Source organism: Neobacillus pocheonensis, assembly GCF_050477905.1.
Classification (GTDB): Bacteria; Bacillota; Bacilli; order Bacillales; family Cytobacillaceae; genus Neobacillus; species Neobacillus pocheonensis_A.
Window position 1 is genome coordinate 90,025 of the sequence record NZ_JBCNAD010000033.1, and the last position, 16,525, is coordinate 106,549.

A 16,525-nucleotide genomic window follows, 5' to 3' on the forward strand; every position below is an offset into this window, starting at 1 on the left:
AACTGTTGCTCAATGGTTTTTTTTTCTGTAAAATGAGACGAAGTTAATTTTAATAAAGGGGCGATTATTGTGGCAAAGGTATACGTCTTCGACCATCCACTTATTCAGCATAAGCTTACTTACATACGTGATAAACATACGGGAACAAAGGAATTCCGTGAATTGGTTGACGAAGTGGCAACATTGATGGCGTTTGAAATCACAAGGGATATGCCGCTTGAAGATATCGAAATTGAAACACCAGTATGCAAGACGAATTCAAAGGTTTTGTCAGGGAAAAAATTAGGCTTGGTGCCGATTTTACGTGCAGGCATCGGCATGGTCGATGGCATGTTGAAATGTATTCCAGCAGCGAAGGTGGGCCATGTCGGCTTATACCGTGACCCGGAAACATTGAAGCCTGTGGAATACTATGTGAAGCTTCCGAGCGACGTTGAAGAACGTGATTTCATTGTTGTTGATCCGATGCTGGCAACAGGTGGTTCTGCGATTGATGCGATCCATGCCTTGAAAAAACGCGGCGCTAAGAACATCAAATTTATGTGTTTGATTGCCGCTCCTGAAGGCGTAGAGGCGGTAAAAACAGAACATCCAGATGTTGATATTTATATCGCTGCCTTGGATGAGAAATTAAACGACCACGGGTACATCGTCCCAGGTCTTGGCGATGCCGGTGACCGGTTGTTTGGAACAAAATAAGGTTTTGAAAAAGTCGAGTGGACCTAGGTCTGCTCGGCTTATTTGTTTTCATTGCCCGAGGAAGTTCACTTTTGATGAGTAGGGTAAATGCAGGGGTATTTCATTGCTCGAGAGAGCCTATATTTTGGGGAAAACGTAAATGGATCACCCTTCATTTGCCCATAAGAGCTTGCTTAAATAGTTTTAAGGCAATGAGCATTACATATATAACTCGCAAACCCCAATTGTAACCACGTTTTACCAATAGGAATTTTAATGAGCCTGGCCGCATACTTTCCCCGCCCAAGGAAAACGATATGAAAAAAGGGGAAATTTTCATATGAGACTTCTACTCGCATTGCTTCTTGCCCTGCAAATTCCGGCATCGGCACCGGCTTTTCAACCTTCAAAAATCCTAATTCATCCTCCCATTCCAAAAACAACAACGGTTGCAATAGTTGTGTTGGACAAACCGCAATCCGAGCAAGAAATCAAAATGCTCCTTCAGCCATATAAAGATGTAAAGTTACGGCGTGTGTTCCATGAAGCTATCAATGGTTTTTCCATCGAGGCCAATCCAGAAACAATTGCCCAGCTCGCCAAGCACAAACCAATCGTAAATGTCTCGCCCATCCATCAATACCAGGCCGAGACAGAGGAAAGTGTGAAAATTATCGGCGGGGAAGAGGTTCGCAGATATTTTGACACACAAAACGAACGGCTGACTGGGAGGGGAATCAAAGTGGGCGTCATCGATACAGGTGTGGATTACACTCACCCTGACCTGCAGCGGAATTATGCCGGCGGCCACGACCTCGTTGACAACGACCGTGACCCGATGGAGACGAAAGCCTTAGGCAGAGCAACCATCCATGGCACCCATGTTGCCGGCATCATTGCCGCCAATGGAAAAATAAAAGGCGTCGCGCCTGAAGCGAAAATTCTCGCCTACCGCGCACTTGGCCCTGGCGGGGGCGGGACAACGGAGCAGGTGCTCGCCGCCATTGAGCAGGCGATCAAAGACAAAGTGGATATTGTGAATCTTTCGCTTGGGAATGATATCAATGGTCCTGACCTGCCAATTAGTCTCGCTCTTAACCGAGCAGTTGATAAAGGGATTGTTGCTGTAGCGGCTTCCGGCAACTCGGGACCGGATGTGTGGACGGTCGGTTCACCGGGGACGGCCTCAAAAGCGATCTCTGTTGGTGCCTCGACACCAACGATGAAAATTCCAAAGCTATTAATAGAAGGAAGTTGGGCTAAATTTCGGATTCAGCCGCTTGAAGGCTCGGGTCAATGGGATCTCGACCGCTCGACCGACCTAGTCGACGGCGGCATCGGACGACCGCAAGATCTAAAAAACGTCACAGGCAAAATTGCCCTCATCCAGAGGGGAACCTTAACGTTCACGGAAAAAGCAGAAAATGCCCGAAAGGCGGGCGCAAGAGCTGTGCTAATCTACAATAATATGAGCGGAAACTTCATGGGAAACCTGGAATCTGAGCTGACCCTCCCGGTCGGAGCACTCACGAAGTGTGACGGAGTCTTTTTGAAAAAAGAATTAAGTAAGCGAAGTATCATGGCACGCCTAGAGGTTACCGAGGAAGTGGATCGTCTTGCGGATTTTAGTTCACGGGGACCGGTGACGGGGACGTGGGAGATTAAGCCGGATATTGTGGCGCCAGGGGTGGCGATTAATTCGACGATTCCGGGCGGATACCTGAGTTTGCAGGGGACGAGTATGGCGGCGCCGCATGTGGCCGGGGCTTGTGCGTTGATTAAGCAGGCGCACCCGGATTGGACGCCGGAGCAAATTAAGGCTGCTTTGATGAACACGGCTAAGCCGTTAAAGAAGGCCGACGATCTCTATCGCACGTATGAACAAGGAGCGGGCCGGATTCAGGTTGATGAAGCGGTTAAGGCGGAATCACTTGTAACCCCTGGCTCTATCCATTTTGGAAAATTTACAGACAATCATGACCAGCATAAGACCTTTTTACACATTGAAAATACAAGTAATCACGCCACTCGCTACACCTTCGACATTCCACACCAAGTTGACGGACTCAGCTGGAGGTTCCCGCTTGCGTTTACACTTGAGCCAAAGGAGACAAAGGATATCACGGTGGAGCTAATGGTTGACCCCGTCCTTTTCAAAGGAAAGGTCCAGGATGGTTATTTGAGTTTGCACGCTGGGGCAGACACCGTTCAAATTCCGTATCTTTATGTGCTGGAGGAACCTAATTATCCGCGGGTCATGGGATTTGATTTTGTCGTCGGCGACAAACCGGGGCAGTATCGGTATGAGGTGTATTTGCCAGGCGGAGCGGAGGAATTTGGGATTGCCCTTTTTAACCCGGAGGATTATCGGTTTGTGGGATTCCTTGATTCGGGCTTTAATCTCAAAAAGGGGCAGATTCAAAAAGACCTCGCTAGCGAGCTGCTGCCACCAAAAGGAACCTATATTGCTAAAGTATTTGCGAAAAAGGCAGGCCGGGAGGATTTTATTGAGGCGATGATTACAATAGCAAACTAAGATTATTTCCCGAACTTTCTGAAAACATTGTTCACAAAATAGACACAAAAGGGTCAAAAAATCTTCATTATTTGCAATACAATTAAAGTGATATAAATCACATCTGGATGGAAGAATTTTTGGGAAATTGTTTGTGGCATATTTCACGTAAATTCATTGACATTGACAAGTCGCTATTGTATGCTAACAAAGGGTGTAAATGATAGGGTTTTCACAATATTGATACATTTTTTTTGTGTATTAAATTGCCTCTTACCCGCTTGACATTCTCTTGGAGAGAGGATCGATAGTATGCGTCAAAATAACCGCAACCCATTTCAAGCAATGGCTTTGATGTCCGCAATTGTCTCCCAGTTAGTCGGTTCCATTCTCATAGGTATATTTGCAGGAAGATGGCTGGATCGACATTGGGGTACCGAGCCAATTTTCTTAATAGTCGGATTGTTGATTGGACTTGCAGCAGGAACCTATTCCATGCTTCTTTCAATCCGCCATTTTTATTCAGGAGAAAAATAACGATGCCAGATTTTCGAAAGATGTACAACAGGCAAAAGAAATGGATTTTTTACTTGTTGTCCATTTATGTTCTTGGCTGGGGTTTTACCGATTACAAAACAATGTTTTTAGGACTGATTCTTGGGACTGTGTTCAGCTTCCTGAATCTTTGGTTATTGGTGCGGAAAACTGAAAAGTTCGATAAGGCTATTTCAGAAGGGAAAAAAGTACGCTCTCTAGGGTCGCTGCAAAGAATGGCGACAGCTGGAATCGCAGGCGTCATCGCTTTACGATACCCTGAGTATTTCCACATCATTGGTGTAGTGATAGGACTAATGACATCCTATATTGTCATTATGATAGATTATTTTTACCATGCATTGCATGTACATAAATGAATGGGAAGCGAGGTGAGTTTATATGCATCATGGAGCTCCTGAGTTTGAATTTATGGGTCTATGGTTTAATGGTGCTAATATCCTGATGATTACAGTTGCAAGTTTAGTTGTTTTTCTTATTGCCGTGCTTTCTACCCGCAGGCTTGCAATGAAACCAACAGGAATGCAGAACTTTTTAGAATGGGTGCTTGACTTTGTCAAAAGCATCATCAACAGCACGATGGATTGGAAGGAAGGCGGCAGATTCCACGTCCTAGGGCTAACGCTAATTATGTATATTTTTGTATCCAATATGCTAGGTTTGCCATTTTCAGTCGTCATTGATGAAAAGTTATGGTGGAAATCGCCAACTGCAGATCCAGTCATTACCTTGACTTTGGCCTGTTTGGTGGTGGGATTATCCCATTATTACGGCGTCAAGTTAAAAGGCGCAAAGGGATATGGAGAAGGCTTCTTCCAGCCAATGAAATTCTTATTCCCGTTGAAAATCATTGAGGAATTTGCAAACACTTTAACACTTGGTCTGCGTCTTTACGGAAACATCTATGCCGGTGAATTATTACTTTCACTATTGGCAGCAGGATTAGCCCATCAAGGTATCGCCGGTATGATAGCAGCAGTACCGTTGACACTTGTATGGCAAGGTTTCTCTGTTTTCGTCGGCAGTATCCAGGCTTACATCTTCACTATGTTAACGATGGTTTATCTGTCTCATAAAGTCAGCCATGACCATTAATATATTTAAACAAATAAACTTATTCATACACTTTTAAGGAGGAACAAAATAATGAATCTTATAGCAGCAGCAATCGCAATTGGTTTAGCAGCAGTAGGTGCCGGTATCGGTAACGGTCTAATCGTAGGACGTACAGTAGAAGGTATCGCTCGTCAGCCACACGCTCGTGGTCTATTACAAACAACTATGTTCATCGGGGTAGCGTTAGTTGAAGCCCTTCCGATCATCGGTGTTGTAATTGCGTTCATGGTATTGAACCGATAAAATGACAAAAACTCCAGATGGCGAAGCGCGTAAAAACTTCGCCATTCCTTTATGTCTGTTATTTTTATAAGGTTGTTTTACTATCGCTTAAGCGACTCTTGAAAGGAGTGAACCCGGGGTGTTAACGAACAGTCTAGTATTGGGGGCTGCAGCGGAAGCTGGCCACCATGTAAATTATGGAGATATCATTTTCCAACTTATAATGTTCATCGTTTTGTTAGCATTGCTTAAAAAGTTTGCTTGGGGTCCATTAATGGGCATTATGAAGCAGCGTGAAGAGCATATTGTTAGCGAAATCTCTGCGGCTGAAACCAGCCGTCAGGAAGCGAAAAAGATTTTAGAAGAGCAAAGAAATCTTTTAAAAGAAGCTCGTTCAGAAGCACAAGTTTTAATGGAAAATGCGCGTAAGCAAGGCGACATCCAACGTGAAGAAATCGTTGTTGCCGCTCGTACTGAAGCAGAACGCATTAAAGAAGCTGCCAAGCTTGAAATCGAGCAGCAAAAAGAGAAAGCTGTTGCCGCTATCCGCGAGCAGGTTGCTTCTCTATCAGTTCTAATTGCTTCTAAAGTAATTGAAAAAGAATTGACTGCAGCAGATCAAGATCAGCTGATTAACGAATATCTTAAAGAGGCAGGAGAAGGGCGATGAGCAACTCCATGGTAGCAAAACGCTACGCATCAGCTCTTTTTCAAATTGCAAAAGAACAGCAGATTCTAAGTAACGTAGAAGAAGAACTTCGTGTAGTAAGAGAAGTCTTGGACTACAATGCCGATTTGAAGGCTGTTTTAAAATCTTCAAAGCTTACAAATGAAAAGAAAAAGGAAATTATCCGTAATGCTTTTTCATCTGTAAATGCTTATGTTTTAAATACGTTAATGATTTTAATCGATCGCCATCGCGAAGATGAAATCGTTGAAGTGGTTAACCAATTTATCGACCTTGCAAATGAGGAAATGGGTATTGCGGAAGCAAAAGTCTACAGCATTCGTCCATTGACAGACGCTGAAAGAGACGCTGTTTCTACTACATTTGCTGAGAAAATTGGCAAGAAATCATTAAGAATTGAAAATATCGTAGATTCCGATTTGCTCGGCGGCATCAAGCTCCGCATCGGAAATCGTATATATGACGGCAGCTTGCGCGGCAAGCTCGATCGTTTAGAACGTAAATTGTTAAGCTAAGATTCGAAAGAATAGGGGTGAAACTCATGAGCATCAAAGCTGAAGAAATCAGTGCCCTGATTAAAAAGCAAATTGAAAACTATCAGGCAGAAATTCTAGTGACTGATGTCGGTACAGTTATCTCCGTAGGTGACGGTATCGCTCGTGTTCATGGCCTCGACAATGTCATGGCTGGAGAACTAGTTGAATTTTCAAACGGCGTTATGGGTATGGCACAAAACCTTGAAGAAAATAACGTCGGTATCATTATCCTTGGAGCTTTCACTGAAATCCGTGAAGGTGACGAGGTTCGCCGTACAGGCCGCATCATGGAGGTTCCAGTTGGTGAGGAACTAATCGGACGCGTTGTGAACTCATTAGGACAACCAATCGATGGTATGGGTCCAATCAATACAACCAAAACTCGCCCTGTTGAAGCAGTTGCTTCAGGCGTTATGGCACGTAAATCCGTTCATGAGCCATTACAAACAGGAATTAAAGCGATTGACGCGCTAGTACCAATCGGCCGCGGACAACGTGAATTAATCATCGGTGACCGTCAAACAGGTAAAACATCTGTTGCGATCGACACCATCTTGAACCAAAAAACTGAAAACATGATTTGTATCTATGTTGCGATCGGACAAAAAGAATCAACTGTACGTAATGCGGTTGAAACTCTTCGTAAGAATGGCGCATTAGATTACACAATCGTTGTTTCTGCATCGGCATCACAGCCAGCTCCAATGCTATTCTTAGCACCATATGCGGGTGTTGCGATGGCAGAAGAGTTTATGTACAACGGCAAGCACGTATTAATCGTATATGATGATCTTTCTAAGCAAGCGGCTGCATACCGTGAACTTTCCCTATTACTTCGCCGTCCTCCAGGTCGTGAAGCATATCCAGGGGATGTATTCTACTTGCACTCCCGTTTATTAGAGCGTGCAGCGAAATTGAACGACACACTTGGTGCTGGTTCAATCACTGCGTTACCGTTCATCGAAACACAAGCAGGTGACGTTTCTGCTTATATCCCAACAAACGTTATCTCCATCACGGATGGACAAATTTTCTTACAATCAGACCTATTCTTCTCTGGCGTACGTCCAGCGATCAATGCTGGTCTATCCGTATCCCGTGTAGGTGGTTCTGCTCAAATCAAGGCGATGAAGCAGGTTGCAGGTACACTGCGTCTTGACCTTGCATCATACCGTGAATTAGAAGCATTTGCTCAGTTCGGTTCTGACCTTGATAAAGCAACACAAGCAAAGCTTGCTCGTGGTGCACGTACGGTTGAAGTTCTAAAACAAGATCTTAACAAGCCGCTTTCTGTTGAAAAACAAGTAGCGATTCTATATGCATTAACACGCGGATTCTTAGACGATATTCCTTTAGCAGATATTCGTCGCTTCGAATCTGAATTCTTAAACTGGTTAGACCACAACCGCAAAGAGTTGTTAGACCATATTACAAAAACGAAGGTTCTTCCTTCTGATGACGATATGGCTTCTGCAATCAACGACTTCAAAAAGACGTTTGCAGTTAGCGAATAATAGGGTCTGACAAATTGAACAGCGATGGTGTCAGGCACCACAAAAAGACATTTCCTCAATTTTGTCCTCTGTGGAAGGACAGTTTCCGAGTTACTCGAAATTGTCCACTCCAGGAAGACAAAAGCGTTGGTTTGTCCACGGGTGGTGCCTGACACCAAAGCTACATTCTTTGAATGAGGGTGGTGAGAACCTATGGCATCATTACGCGATATAAAAAATAGTATTAATTCTACGAAAAAGATGAGTCAGATCACGAAAGCGATGGAAATGACGTCTGCTGCGAAATGGAACCGCGGCGTTATGAATGCGAAGTCATTCGTACCGTACATGGAAAAAATCCAGGAAGTAACGGCGGCAATCGCTCTCGGCGCACAAGGGATGGCTCACCCAATGCTTGAAGCCCGTGAAGTAAAGAAAACGGGTTATATTGTTATGACATCCGACCGTGGACTTGCTGGTGCATTTAACAGCAACGTCATCCGTCGTGTTTATCAGACAATCCAAGAACGTCATAAATCGAATGATGAGTTTGCGATTATTGCAATCGGACGTGTAGCACGTGACTTTTTCGTCAAGCGCGGCATGAATGTGGCTCTCGAGATCGTCGGGATTTCCGATCAGCCGAACTTCAACGACATTAAAGATATTGCTTCTAGCACCGTTGGCATGTTTGCAGATGGCACATTCGATGAACTATATATTTATTACAGTCACTATATCAGTGCGATTTCACAAGAAGTAACTGATAAGAAGCTGCTTCCGTTAACGGATATCTCAACTTCTAACAAGCTTACTTCCTATGAATTCGAACCGTCTGCAGAAGAAATTCTAGAAGTTCTCCTGCCGCAATATGCTGAAAGCTTAATTTACGGTGCTCTATTAGACAGTAAAGCAAGTGAGCATGCTGCCCGGATGACGGCGATGAGAAACGCAACCGATAATGCGAAAGAAATGATCAAGAACTACTCACTCATTTACAACCGTGCCCGTCAGGCAGCGATTACCCAAGAGATTGCGGAAATCGTCGGCGGTGCGGCAGCACTCGAGTAGAAGTAGCTACCATAAGTTAGCCTCGCGGCGAACCTTATGCTTTATTTTTTAAAAATGTACCCTATACAGGGACCTTGATAAGTGATGGCCTTAGGGAATGAGTCTATCGTTCCCGACTCCATTTTGGACGGATCAAAGAAAAGTGTGATTCCAAAGTTCCTTTTTCAAAAAAGATCTTTGGAGAGTAAGATAGGAGGGAAAACGATGAACATTGGACGCGTTGTTCAGATTATGGGTCCGGTTGTTGACGTTAAGTTTGAAAACGGCAAGCTTCCAGAGATCTATAACGCATTGAAAATTAGTTCCAAAGCGCGTAATGAATCAGAAGTTGATATCAACTTAACTCTTGAAGTAGCCCTTCATTTAGGTGATGATACTGTTCGTACGATTGCGATGGCTTCTACTGACGGTTTAACTCGCGGTTTGGAAGTACAAGATACTGGTAAAGCGATTTCGGTACCGGTTGGGGATCCAACTCTTGGCCGTGTATTTAACGTTTTAGGTGAAGTTATTGACTTGAAGGAAGAGATTCCGGCAAGTGAGCGTCGTGATTCGATTCACCGTGAAGCGCCAACTTTTGAAAATCTTTCTACTGAAGTAGAGATCCTTGAAACTGGTATTAAGGTAGTAGACTTGCTTGCTCCATATATTAAGGGTGGTAAGATCGGTCTATTCGGTGGTGCAGGTGTAGGTAAAACCGTATTAATCCAGGAATTGATCAATAACATCGCTCAAGAGCACGGTGGTATTTCCGTATTCGCCGGTGTTGGTGAGCGTACTCGTGAAGGTAACGACCTTTACCATGAAATGACGGATTCAGGCGTTATCAAGAAAACAGCGATGGTATTCGGACAAATGAACGAGCCGCCAGGAGCACGTATGCGTGTTGCCTTGACTGGTTTGACTATGGCTGAATATTTCCGTGATGAGCAAGGACAGGACGTTCTTTTCTTCATGGATAACATCTTCCGTTTCACGCAAGCAGGTTCTGAGGTTTCCGCGCTACTTGGCCGTATGCCATCAGCGGTAGGTTACCAACCGACTCTTGCTACTGAAATGGGTAAATTACAAGAGCGTATCACATCTACTAACGTAGGTTCTGTTACATCAATCCAAGCGATTTACGTTCCAGCCGATGACTATACGGATCCGGCTCCTGCTACGACTTTCGCTCACTTGGATGCAACAACTAACCTTGAGCGTAAGCTTTCTGAGATGGGTATCTACCCTGCGGTGGATCCTCTTGCTTCGACTTCTCGTGCATTGTCACCAGAAATCGTTGGCGAAGAGCACTACGCTGTATCTCGTAAAGTACAACAAACATTACAACGTTACCGTGAATTACAGGATATCATCGCGATCCTTGGTATGGACGAACTTTCTGATGATGATAAGTTAGTCGTACTTCGTGCGCGTCGTCTGCAATTCTTCTTATCACAGAACTTCCACGTTGCTGAACAGTTCACTGGCCAGCCTGGATCTTATGTACCTGTTAAAGAAACGGTTAAAGGATTTAAAGAAATCCTTGATGGTAAGTATGACCACCTTCCAGAAGATGCATTCCGCTTAGTCGGCCGCATTGAAGAAGTGGTTGAAGCCGCAAAACGCATGGGTGTAGAAGCCTAAGAGGCGCCAGGAGGGTAAAAAATGAAGACAATTCGTGTCAATGTTGTTACTCCCGATGGCCCGGTGTATGATTCAGAAGTGGAAATGGTTATTGCAAAGGCTATTAGTGGTGAACTAGGTATTTTGCCTGACCACATTCCTTTGGTTGCTCCGCTCGAGATTAGCGCTGTTCGCCTGTTGAAAGATGGGAAAGAGGAACTGATCGCAGTTAGCGGTGGATTTTTAGAAGTCCGTCCTGATCAAGTGACGATTTTAGCTCAATCTGCTGAAAAAGGTTCAGATATTGATGTTGAACGTGCTCTACGAGCGAAGGAACGTGCCGAGCAGCGTCTCCAAGAACAGCGCCAGGATCAAATCGATTTCAAACGTGCTGAGCTTGCCCTGCAACGCGCCATCAATCGCCTCGCCGTATCGGAAAGAAAAGTATTATAGTTTAAATAATGAAACCCCTCCCGATTTGGAGGGGTTTTTTGTTTTTATTGTTTCAAATGAACTAATGATGTACTAAATTTTTGATCGTCCCAAATTATTTGAAAATTCCCCTAATTTTGATATTGACTAGAAACGTTATATTATGTAATATAATCTTATAATACATTAAGTCATGAAATATGACAGTATGATAAATGGGGGGATGATAACCACTGATTTTTGAAAAGCTTAACCAAAGTTGTAAGCGTTTTATTTCAGGTGTAGAAAGAATAATTATTGGGGGTATGTATGTGAAACGTTGGTTTACTGTAGCAGTTGGTTTTTTCATGGTAATCTCATTAATTTTGGCAGGATGTTCCTCAAGTAGCACTACTTCATCCAAATCAGAAAATGGCAAGAAGACGATCACATTTTTCTACCGCTGGCCAAATGAGCCGTATAAAACTTATTTTAATAGTGTGATTAAAGAGTTTGAAAAGGAACATCCAGATGTTCATGTTGAACAGGTAACAGCATTAAACGATGATTACAAACAAAAAGCAAACGTGCTTCTTGGAAGCAAAAATCCACCGGATATTTTCTTCACATGGGCTGGGGAATATGGCCAGAAGTTTATCCGTGATGGTGTAGCATTAGACCTTTCAAAATACTACCAAGATGACAAAGCTTGGTCAGACAATTTAATCGCATCACAGGTGAAATTCTTCCAAAAGGATGATAAAACCTATGGTGTTCCACTATTTACCGACAGTAAGTTATTCTTCTACAACAAAGACGTGTTTGATAAATTAGGTTTAAAAGCACCGACTACTTGGGATGAATTCATCACAGTTCTAAATACGATTAAAAAGAGCGGCACAACGCCAATCATTTTAGGAAATAAATCACCATGGGCAGCAGCTCACTATGTAACAGCATTAAATCAGCGAATTGTACCACAGGATGTATTAGCAAAGGATTTAAGCTTTAAGGGAGCAGAGTTCACTGACCCTAGTTATGTTGAGGCATTGAAGAAGCTGGATCAATTACGACCTTTCTTTAATGAAAATCCAAATGCGACTGCACATGATGAAGCAAGAAACCTGTTCCTAGGCGGAAAAGCAGCGATCATGTTCTTGGAAACACAGGAAATTACGTATATGAAAGACGCAGCGTTTAAATGGGATTCCTTTAAAGTGCCGACAATCGACGGCGCTAAAGGCGACCAAGGCGGCCTAATCGGAGCTCCAGAAGGATTCATGGTTCACAGCAAATCACAACACCCTAAAGAAGCCGTTGAGTTCTTGGAGTTCTTAACCTCAAAGGCAAACGGGGAAAAATTGGCTAAGGATACTGGTATGCCAAGTACGGTTGAAGGTGCGGTTAATGCCAATACCGCAACGGAAGCTGATGTAAAAGCGATGGATATGATTAAAGAACAGCCAGATATGCTTATTTGGACAGACAGTGCATTAGATACTCGAATTTTCAAACCTTATGGCGATGGAGTTCAAGCTTTAATTGGCGGAACAATGAAGCCTGAACAAATCATGAAGGCTGTTCAAGATGCAGCGAAGCAAGTGAAGTAATTAAGAAAAATGCATTCTATAAAAGTGTCGGTTTATAGTAAAAATGCTTCCTATTAAACCGGCATTTTCATAGATGTTGATGGGAGGGGTATAGATTGCGAAGAACTAGAATAGTCCCGCTTATTTATATGGCACCTGCCTTATTGATGCTGGCCCTATTTGTATATTATCCTTTGGCTCGAAATATCATCAATGGCTTTTATGAATGGAATCCATTCACATTAGATAGAAGCTTTGTTTCACTAGATAATTATACACGCTTGTTTAAAGATCCCGTCTTCTTCACGGTACTTAAAAATAATCTCCTTTACGCCATTATCTCCGTTATCCTCCAGGTTGGGCTTGGATTGGTGATTGCAGCGATTTTAGAAGATAAGATATTCAGGAGATTTTCCACCTTCTTCCGGACAACCTTTTTTATCCCGGTTCTCATTTCGATGACGGTCATTGGGATCCTCTTTAGCTTTATTTATAATCCTGATGTCGGCTTATTAAATAGCTTTCTCAGATTGATTGGTTTAGGAGAATGGACTGAAGGCTGGCTTGGGAATCCAAAGACATCTATTTTTGCAGTCATTGCTGTTTCCCAATGGCAAAGTATTGGTTATACCGTTATGTTGTATGTGCTCGCTGTTCAAAAAGTCCCAGGGGAATTATATGAGGCTGCCACCATTGACGGTGCGGGGAAGATCCGGACATTCTTCAGCATTACGGTGCCACAGGTAAAAGAAATGACGTTTGTTCTATTAATCTATACAGTAACAGGATCCTTCTTGGTGTTCAGTGAAGTGTATGTATTAACACAGGGTGGTCCCAGCAACTCATCACAGGTGTTTAGTACATACCTGTATCAAAAGGCGTTCATCGACAATGAACCTGGATTTGCTTCAGCGATTGCCAACGTGATTTTGGGGATCACACTCATTTTCTATTTTGTTCAAAATAAGTTCTTAAAAACGGGGGAGGAGTAAAGATGAAGCCGATGGAATCACAAAGAGATTCACAAATGGTTAGTCAAAAAGGAAAAGTCTTAAAGTTTCCGAGTGCAAACTTGAAGGCTTCCAAAAGAAAGCCAGGCATATCGATTACAGTCGGACTAATCTTTCTATTCCTGACCCTCTACTTTATTGCGATTGCTTATCCGTTATTTTGGATGATTGTCAATTCCTTCAAAAATACTGTTCAGATTTTTAACGACAGCTGGGGGCTTCCGAAGGAATGGCTTTTTTCAAACTATACGACCGCCTGGGAACAAGGAGTTTCAAGCTACTTTGTGAACAGCTTGATTATCACGGGAGGTACGTGTCTTCTGACCGTTTTGATCAGTGCAGCCTGTGCTTTCGGTTTGACTCGGTATCAACTCAAGGGCGGAAAATTCCTGCTGCTGTTCGTTTCAGCCGGACTAATGTTCTCTCCGCAGAGCAGTTTAATCCCGCTTTATGAATTAGTTCAAAAGCTGGGAATTTTCGATACGTATTGGGCCCTGATTTTAACGTTTACGGCTTATCGGATTCCATTAACAGTGCTATTAATACGCTCCTTTTTCTTGTCGATTCCAAAAGAGCTGGAGGAATCAGCTTATCTGGACGGGGCGACAAGCTTGGATGTATTTGCAAGAATATTTATCCCAATGAGCAAGCCGATTATGTTTACGGGTGTCATTTTAACCGCTTATTATGCGTGGAATGAGTTTTTATTTTCAATCCTTTTCATTCAAACAGAAGATGTCAAGCCGATTACTTCCGGTCTATTAGTCTTTAAAGATGCGCTTAATACAAACTGGGGAGTGTTAATGGCTGGTTTGGTTATTTCAGCCCTGCCGCTTATCGTGATCTTTATTCTCATGCAGAAATACTTTGTTCGCGGTTTGGCAGAAGGAAGCGTCAAGGGATAAATGGGGGATATTCCCCTAATCTGGGCCAATAGTATAACGTATTATAATGTATTATATAAAAATAATAGGGAGTGGAAGCAATGTTGAATTTTAGCAGAGAAAAGTATCTTCAAGTGACTGGCGGGGCTGTTGGCCTACGAGAGGAAATTGAAAAGGTAGCAGATAAGGTTTTTGAAAAAGGGTTTAAAAATATTTTCTTAATCGGATCAGGCGGTGCCGTGGCAACTTTTTATCCATTTGAATATATGGTTAACTCGACCTCAACGATTCCGGCTTATGCTGAGATCGCAGCTGAATTTGTACTGCAAAACCATAAACAATTTACAAAGGATTCGCTTGTGATTCTTTCTTCTCTATCAGGAACAACAGAAGAGACAGTAGCAGCAGCGAAATACTGCAAAGAGAGAGGCGCTACTACGATTGGTTTAACAGGTGAGTACAATAAGCCGCTTGCTGATTCGGTAGATTTTCCATTAGTCAATTTCGCGGAAAATGATTTTGCCAGCGATTCCAATCAGTTAGTTCTTTATTTATTGATTTTTAAATTAATGAATAAAAATGGTGATTTCCCTAACTATGAAGCATTTGCAGCGCAGTTAGAAGCACTTCCAGAGAAGTTAATTGAGGTAAAAGAACAGTTCGAAGCCAGAGCAGAAGCGTTTGCGAATAGCTATAAAGATGAGCCTTATCATATGGTGGTTGGTTCTGGTACTACATGGGGCCGCGCTTACTCCTATGCGATGTGTGTACTAGAGGAAATGCAATGGATCAAAACAAAATCGATTCATGCAGCCGAATTCTTCCATGGCACATTGGAGTTAGTTGATGAGGACACAAGCATGATTTTGTTGACAGGTGAAGATGAAACTCGTCCGCTGATGGAACGTGTAGAACGCTTTGCTGAAAAGTATACAAAGAAAGTAACCATTCTTGATACGAAGGATTACGAGTTAGAGGGCATCAGCGAAGAGTTTAGAAAATATTTAACACCAATTGTGACGTCTACCCAGCTGCAAAGACTCAGCGTCCATTTAGAAGACAAGCGTAATCACTCGTTAGAGATTAGAAGATACTATCGTACTGTGACATATTAATAGATTTTGGAGAAAGATACAATTTTCTAAGTTGTATCTTTCTCTTATTGATAGAAGTGGGAGGATTTGAAGATGAAGTTAATTGCGGTTGGCGATAATGTAGTCGATTTTTATGATGATCGGCAGGAAATGTTCCCAGGCGGGAATGCTGTGAATGTCGCGGTATTTTGGAAACGGTATGGCGTGGATGAGGTTTCCTACATCGGGATTGTCGGAAATGATGAAGAGGGCGAGCATATCGTCCATTCGTTGGAGCGGGAAAACATTGATGTTTCTCGGGTGCGCAAAGTGTTTGGACCATCCGGTGAGGCCGTGGTCGCTTTGGACGAACAGGGAGACCGTAAGTTTGTAGGGTCGAACAAGGGCGGCGTTCAAACGCTAGTAAAATTGAATTTCACGGAGGCGGAACTGGAGTATATCAGCACTTTTGAGTTGCTGCATACGAGCGTATATAGTCATATTGAAGCAGAACTGCCTGTATTGAGTAAGTATATTGATGTTTCATTTGATTTTTCAACCAGGTATGATGATGACTATTTAGAACGTGTCTGTCCGTATATAAAATATGCGATTTTCTCTGGAGGCGACTTAACTGAGGAAGAATGTGAGGCGCTGTTGGTAAGGGTTCATGCCGCTGGAACACCGAATGTCATTGTGACGAGGGGATCAAAGGGATCGTTATTCTCTGATTCCAAAGAGGTTTTTGATCATGGCATTATTGAGGCCGATGTCGTTGATACACTCGGAGCAGGGGATACGTTTGTGGCGGTGTTCCTAAAGGAATATTTGCTGCATTTGAAGGCCCATCGAGCGATGGAAAAGGGGGCAGCCGCTGCCGCCGAGACATGCGGGCGCTTAGGTGCTTTTGGGTATGGCAAGAAGCGGGCTAGCAAAATTGTGATTGGGTAAGGTTCTGGGTTGACCCGTTCTGTTTAGGAGCGGGTTGTTTTTTATATATGGCATAAGCTCAGAGTGCCCGAGATAGGTTAAAAAAGGTGTCGACGGTCACTGTGGAAGCTCACCAGAACAATTAAATG

The 16,525-nt window shown here is 43.2% G+C and carries 17 protein-coding genes; all 17 read left to right on the forward strand.

Translation table 11 applies throughout. The annotated features are described in order from the left end of the window. Positions 1-69 precede the first annotated feature (69 nt). The 17 genes from upp (at position 70) to ABES02_RS18670 (ending at position 16,397) form a co-directional block, all read left to right on the forward strand. Complete coding sequence (gene upp / locus ABES02_RS18590) at positions 70-699, forward strand: uracil phosphoribosyltransferase (protein WP_430138109.1); 630 nt, start codon at positions 70-72, stop codon at positions 697-699. 319 nt (positions 700-1,018) lie between these two features. Continuing rightward, positions 1,019-3,214, forward strand: a complete 2,196-nt coding sequence (locus ABES02_RS18595) for a S8 family serine peptidase (RefSeq protein ID WP_430138111.1) — start codon at positions 1,019-1,021, stop codon at positions 3,212-3,214. 291 nt (positions 3,215-3,505) lie between these two features. Beyond that, positions 3,506-3,730, forward strand: coding sequence for an AtpZ/AtpI family protein (locus ABES02_RS18600; protein WP_430138113.1), 225 nt, complete (start codon positions 3,506-3,508; stop codon positions 3,728-3,730). 2 nt (positions 3,731-3,732) lie between these two features. Then, positions 3,733-4,107, forward strand: a complete 375-nt coding sequence (locus ABES02_RS18605) for an ATP synthase subunit I (RefSeq protein WP_430138116.1) — start codon at positions 3,733-3,735, stop codon at positions 4,105-4,107. A 22-nt stretch (positions 4,108-4,129) separates the two neighbouring features. After that, positions 4,130-4,843, forward strand: a complete 714-nt coding sequence (gene atpB / locus ABES02_RS18610; RefSeq protein WP_430138119.1) for a F0F1 ATP synthase subunit A — start codon at positions 4,130-4,132, stop codon at positions 4,841-4,843. Between the two features lie 51 nt (positions 4,844-4,894). Continuing rightward, a complete protein-coding gene (atpE, locus tag ABES02_RS18615) occupies positions 4,895-5,107 on the forward strand; it encodes a F0F1 ATP synthase subunit C (RefSeq protein WP_223594889.1) in 213 nt (70 codons plus the stop codon). A gap of 118 nt (positions 5,108-5,225) precedes the next feature. Continuing rightward, positions 5,226-5,756 (forward strand): F0F1 ATP synthase subunit B, encoded by a 531-nt coding sequence (locus ABES02_RS18620; protein ID WP_430138122.1) that lies wholly within the window; start codon positions 5,226-5,228, stop codon positions 5,754-5,756. Further along, positions 5,753-6,289, forward strand: a complete 537-nt coding sequence (locus ABES02_RS18625; RefSeq protein ID WP_430138125.1) for a F0F1 ATP synthase subunit delta — start codon at positions 5,753-5,755, stop codon at positions 6,287-6,289. The genes ABES02_RS18620 and ABES02_RS18625 overlap by 4 nt, the downstream gene beginning before the upstream one ends. A gap of 26 nt (positions 6,290-6,315) precedes the next feature. Continuing rightward, a complete protein-coding gene (gene atpA, locus ABES02_RS18630; RefSeq protein ID WP_430138127.1) occupies positions 6,316-7,824 on the forward strand; it encodes a F0F1 ATP synthase subunit alpha in 1,509 nt (502 codons plus the stop codon). Positions 7,825-8,016: 192 nt separating this feature from the next. Next, positions 8,017-8,874: an ATP synthase F1 subunit gamma gene (gene atpG, locus ABES02_RS18635; RefSeq protein WP_430138130.1), complete on the forward strand. Its 858-nt coding sequence runs from the start codon at positions 8,017-8,019 to the stop codon at positions 8,872-8,874. Between the two features lie 204 nt (positions 8,875-9,078). Continuing rightward, on the forward strand, positions 9,079-10,500 hold the full coding sequence (gene atpD / locus ABES02_RS18640; protein WP_430138133.1) for a F0F1 ATP synthase subunit beta: 1,422 nt from the start codon (positions 9,079-9,081) through the stop codon (positions 10,498-10,500). A 21-nt stretch (positions 10,501-10,521) separates the two neighbouring features. Next, entirely contained in the window at positions 10,522-10,932 is a 411-nt protein-coding gene (locus tag ABES02_RS18645; RefSeq protein ID WP_430138136.1) for a F0F1 ATP synthase subunit epsilon, read from the forward strand. Positions 10,933-11,216: 284 nt separating this feature from the next. Further along, positions 11,217-12,500 carry an ABC transporter substrate-binding protein gene (locus tag ABES02_RS18650; protein WP_430138139.1) on the forward strand — a complete coding sequence of 428 codons (1,284 nt, stop codon included), beginning with the start codon at positions 11,217-11,219 and terminating at the stop codon, positions 12,498-12,500. A 128-nt stretch (positions 12,501-12,628) separates the two neighbouring features. Then, entirely contained in the window at positions 12,629-13,471 is an 843-nt protein-coding gene (locus ABES02_RS18655) for a carbohydrate ABC transporter permease (protein WP_430138365.1), read from the forward strand. Positions 13,472-13,473: 2 nt separating this feature from the next. Next, positions 13,474-14,394, forward strand: a complete 921-nt coding sequence (locus ABES02_RS18660) for a carbohydrate ABC transporter permease (protein ID WP_430138142.1) — start codon at positions 13,474-13,476, stop codon at positions 14,392-14,394. A gap of 80 nt (positions 14,395-14,474) precedes the next feature. Next, complete coding sequence (locus tag ABES02_RS18665; RefSeq protein WP_430138145.1) at positions 14,475-15,488, forward strand: SIS domain-containing protein; 1,014 nt, start codon at positions 14,475-14,477, stop codon at positions 15,486-15,488. A 72-nt stretch (positions 15,489-15,560) separates the two neighbouring features. Next, positions 15,561-16,397, forward strand: a complete 837-nt coding sequence (locus ABES02_RS18670) for a PfkB family carbohydrate kinase (RefSeq protein ID WP_430138148.1) — start codon at positions 15,561-15,563, stop codon at positions 16,395-16,397. The last annotated feature ends 128 nt before the right edge of the window (positions 16,398-16,525 follow it).

Excerpts from the sequence above, each read along its gene's own strand:
- ABES02_RS18625 (WP_430138125.1), top strand. The coding sequence starts at position 5,753 with ATGAGCAACTCCATGGTAGCAAAACGCTACGCATCAGCTCTTTTTCAA.
- ABES02_RS18605 (WP_430138116.1), top strand. The coding sequence starts at position 3,733 with ATGCCAGATTTTCGAAAGATGTACAACAGGCAAAAGAAATGGATTTTT.
- ABES02_RS18655 (WP_430138365.1), top strand. The coding sequence starts at position 12,629 with ATGGCACCTGCCTTATTGATGCTGGCCCTATTTGTATATTATCCTTTG.
- ABES02_RS18645 (WP_430138136.1), top strand. The coding sequence starts at position 10,522 with ATGAAGACAATTCGTGTCAATGTTGTTACTCCCGATGGCCCGGTGTAT.
- atpB (WP_430138119.1), top strand. The coding sequence starts at position 4,130 with ATGCATCATGGAGCTCCTGAGTTTGAATTTATGGGTCTATGGTTTAAT.
- ABES02_RS18665 (WP_430138145.1), top strand. The coding sequence starts at position 14,475 with ATGTTGAATTTTAGCAGAGAAAAGTATCTTCAAGTGACTGGCGGGGCT.
- ABES02_RS18595 (WP_430138111.1), top strand. The coding sequence starts at position 1,019 with ATGAGACTTCTACTCGCATTGCTTCTTGCCCTGCAAATTCCGGCATCG.
- atpA (WP_430138127.1), top strand. The coding sequence starts at position 6,316 with ATGAGCATCAAAGCTGAAGAAATCAGTGCCCTGATTAAAAAGCAAATT.
- ABES02_RS18600 (WP_430138113.1), top strand. The coding sequence starts at position 3,506 with ATGCGTCAAAATAACCGCAACCCATTTCAAGCAATGGCTTTGATGTCC.
- ABES02_RS18660 (WP_430138142.1), top strand. The coding sequence starts at position 13,474 with ATGAAGCCGATGGAATCACAAAGAGATTCACAAATGGTTAGTCAAAAA.
- atpG (WP_430138130.1), top strand. The coding sequence starts at position 8,017 with ATGGCATCATTACGCGATATAAAAAATAGTATTAATTCTACGAAAAAG.
- atpD (WP_430138133.1), top strand. The coding sequence starts at position 9,079 with ATGAACATTGGACGCGTTGTTCAGATTATGGGTCCGGTTGTTGACGTT.
- atpE (WP_223594889.1), top strand. The coding sequence starts at position 4,895 with ATGAATCTTATAGCAGCAGCAATCGCAATTGGTTTAGCAGCAGTAGGT.
- ABES02_RS18670 (WP_430138148.1), top strand. The coding sequence starts at position 15,561 with ATGAAGTTAATTGCGGTTGGCGATAATGTAGTCGATTTTTATGATGAT.
- ABES02_RS18650 (WP_430138139.1), top strand. The coding sequence starts at position 11,217 with ATGTATGTGAAACGTTGGTTTACTGTAGCAGTTGGTTTTTTCATGGTA.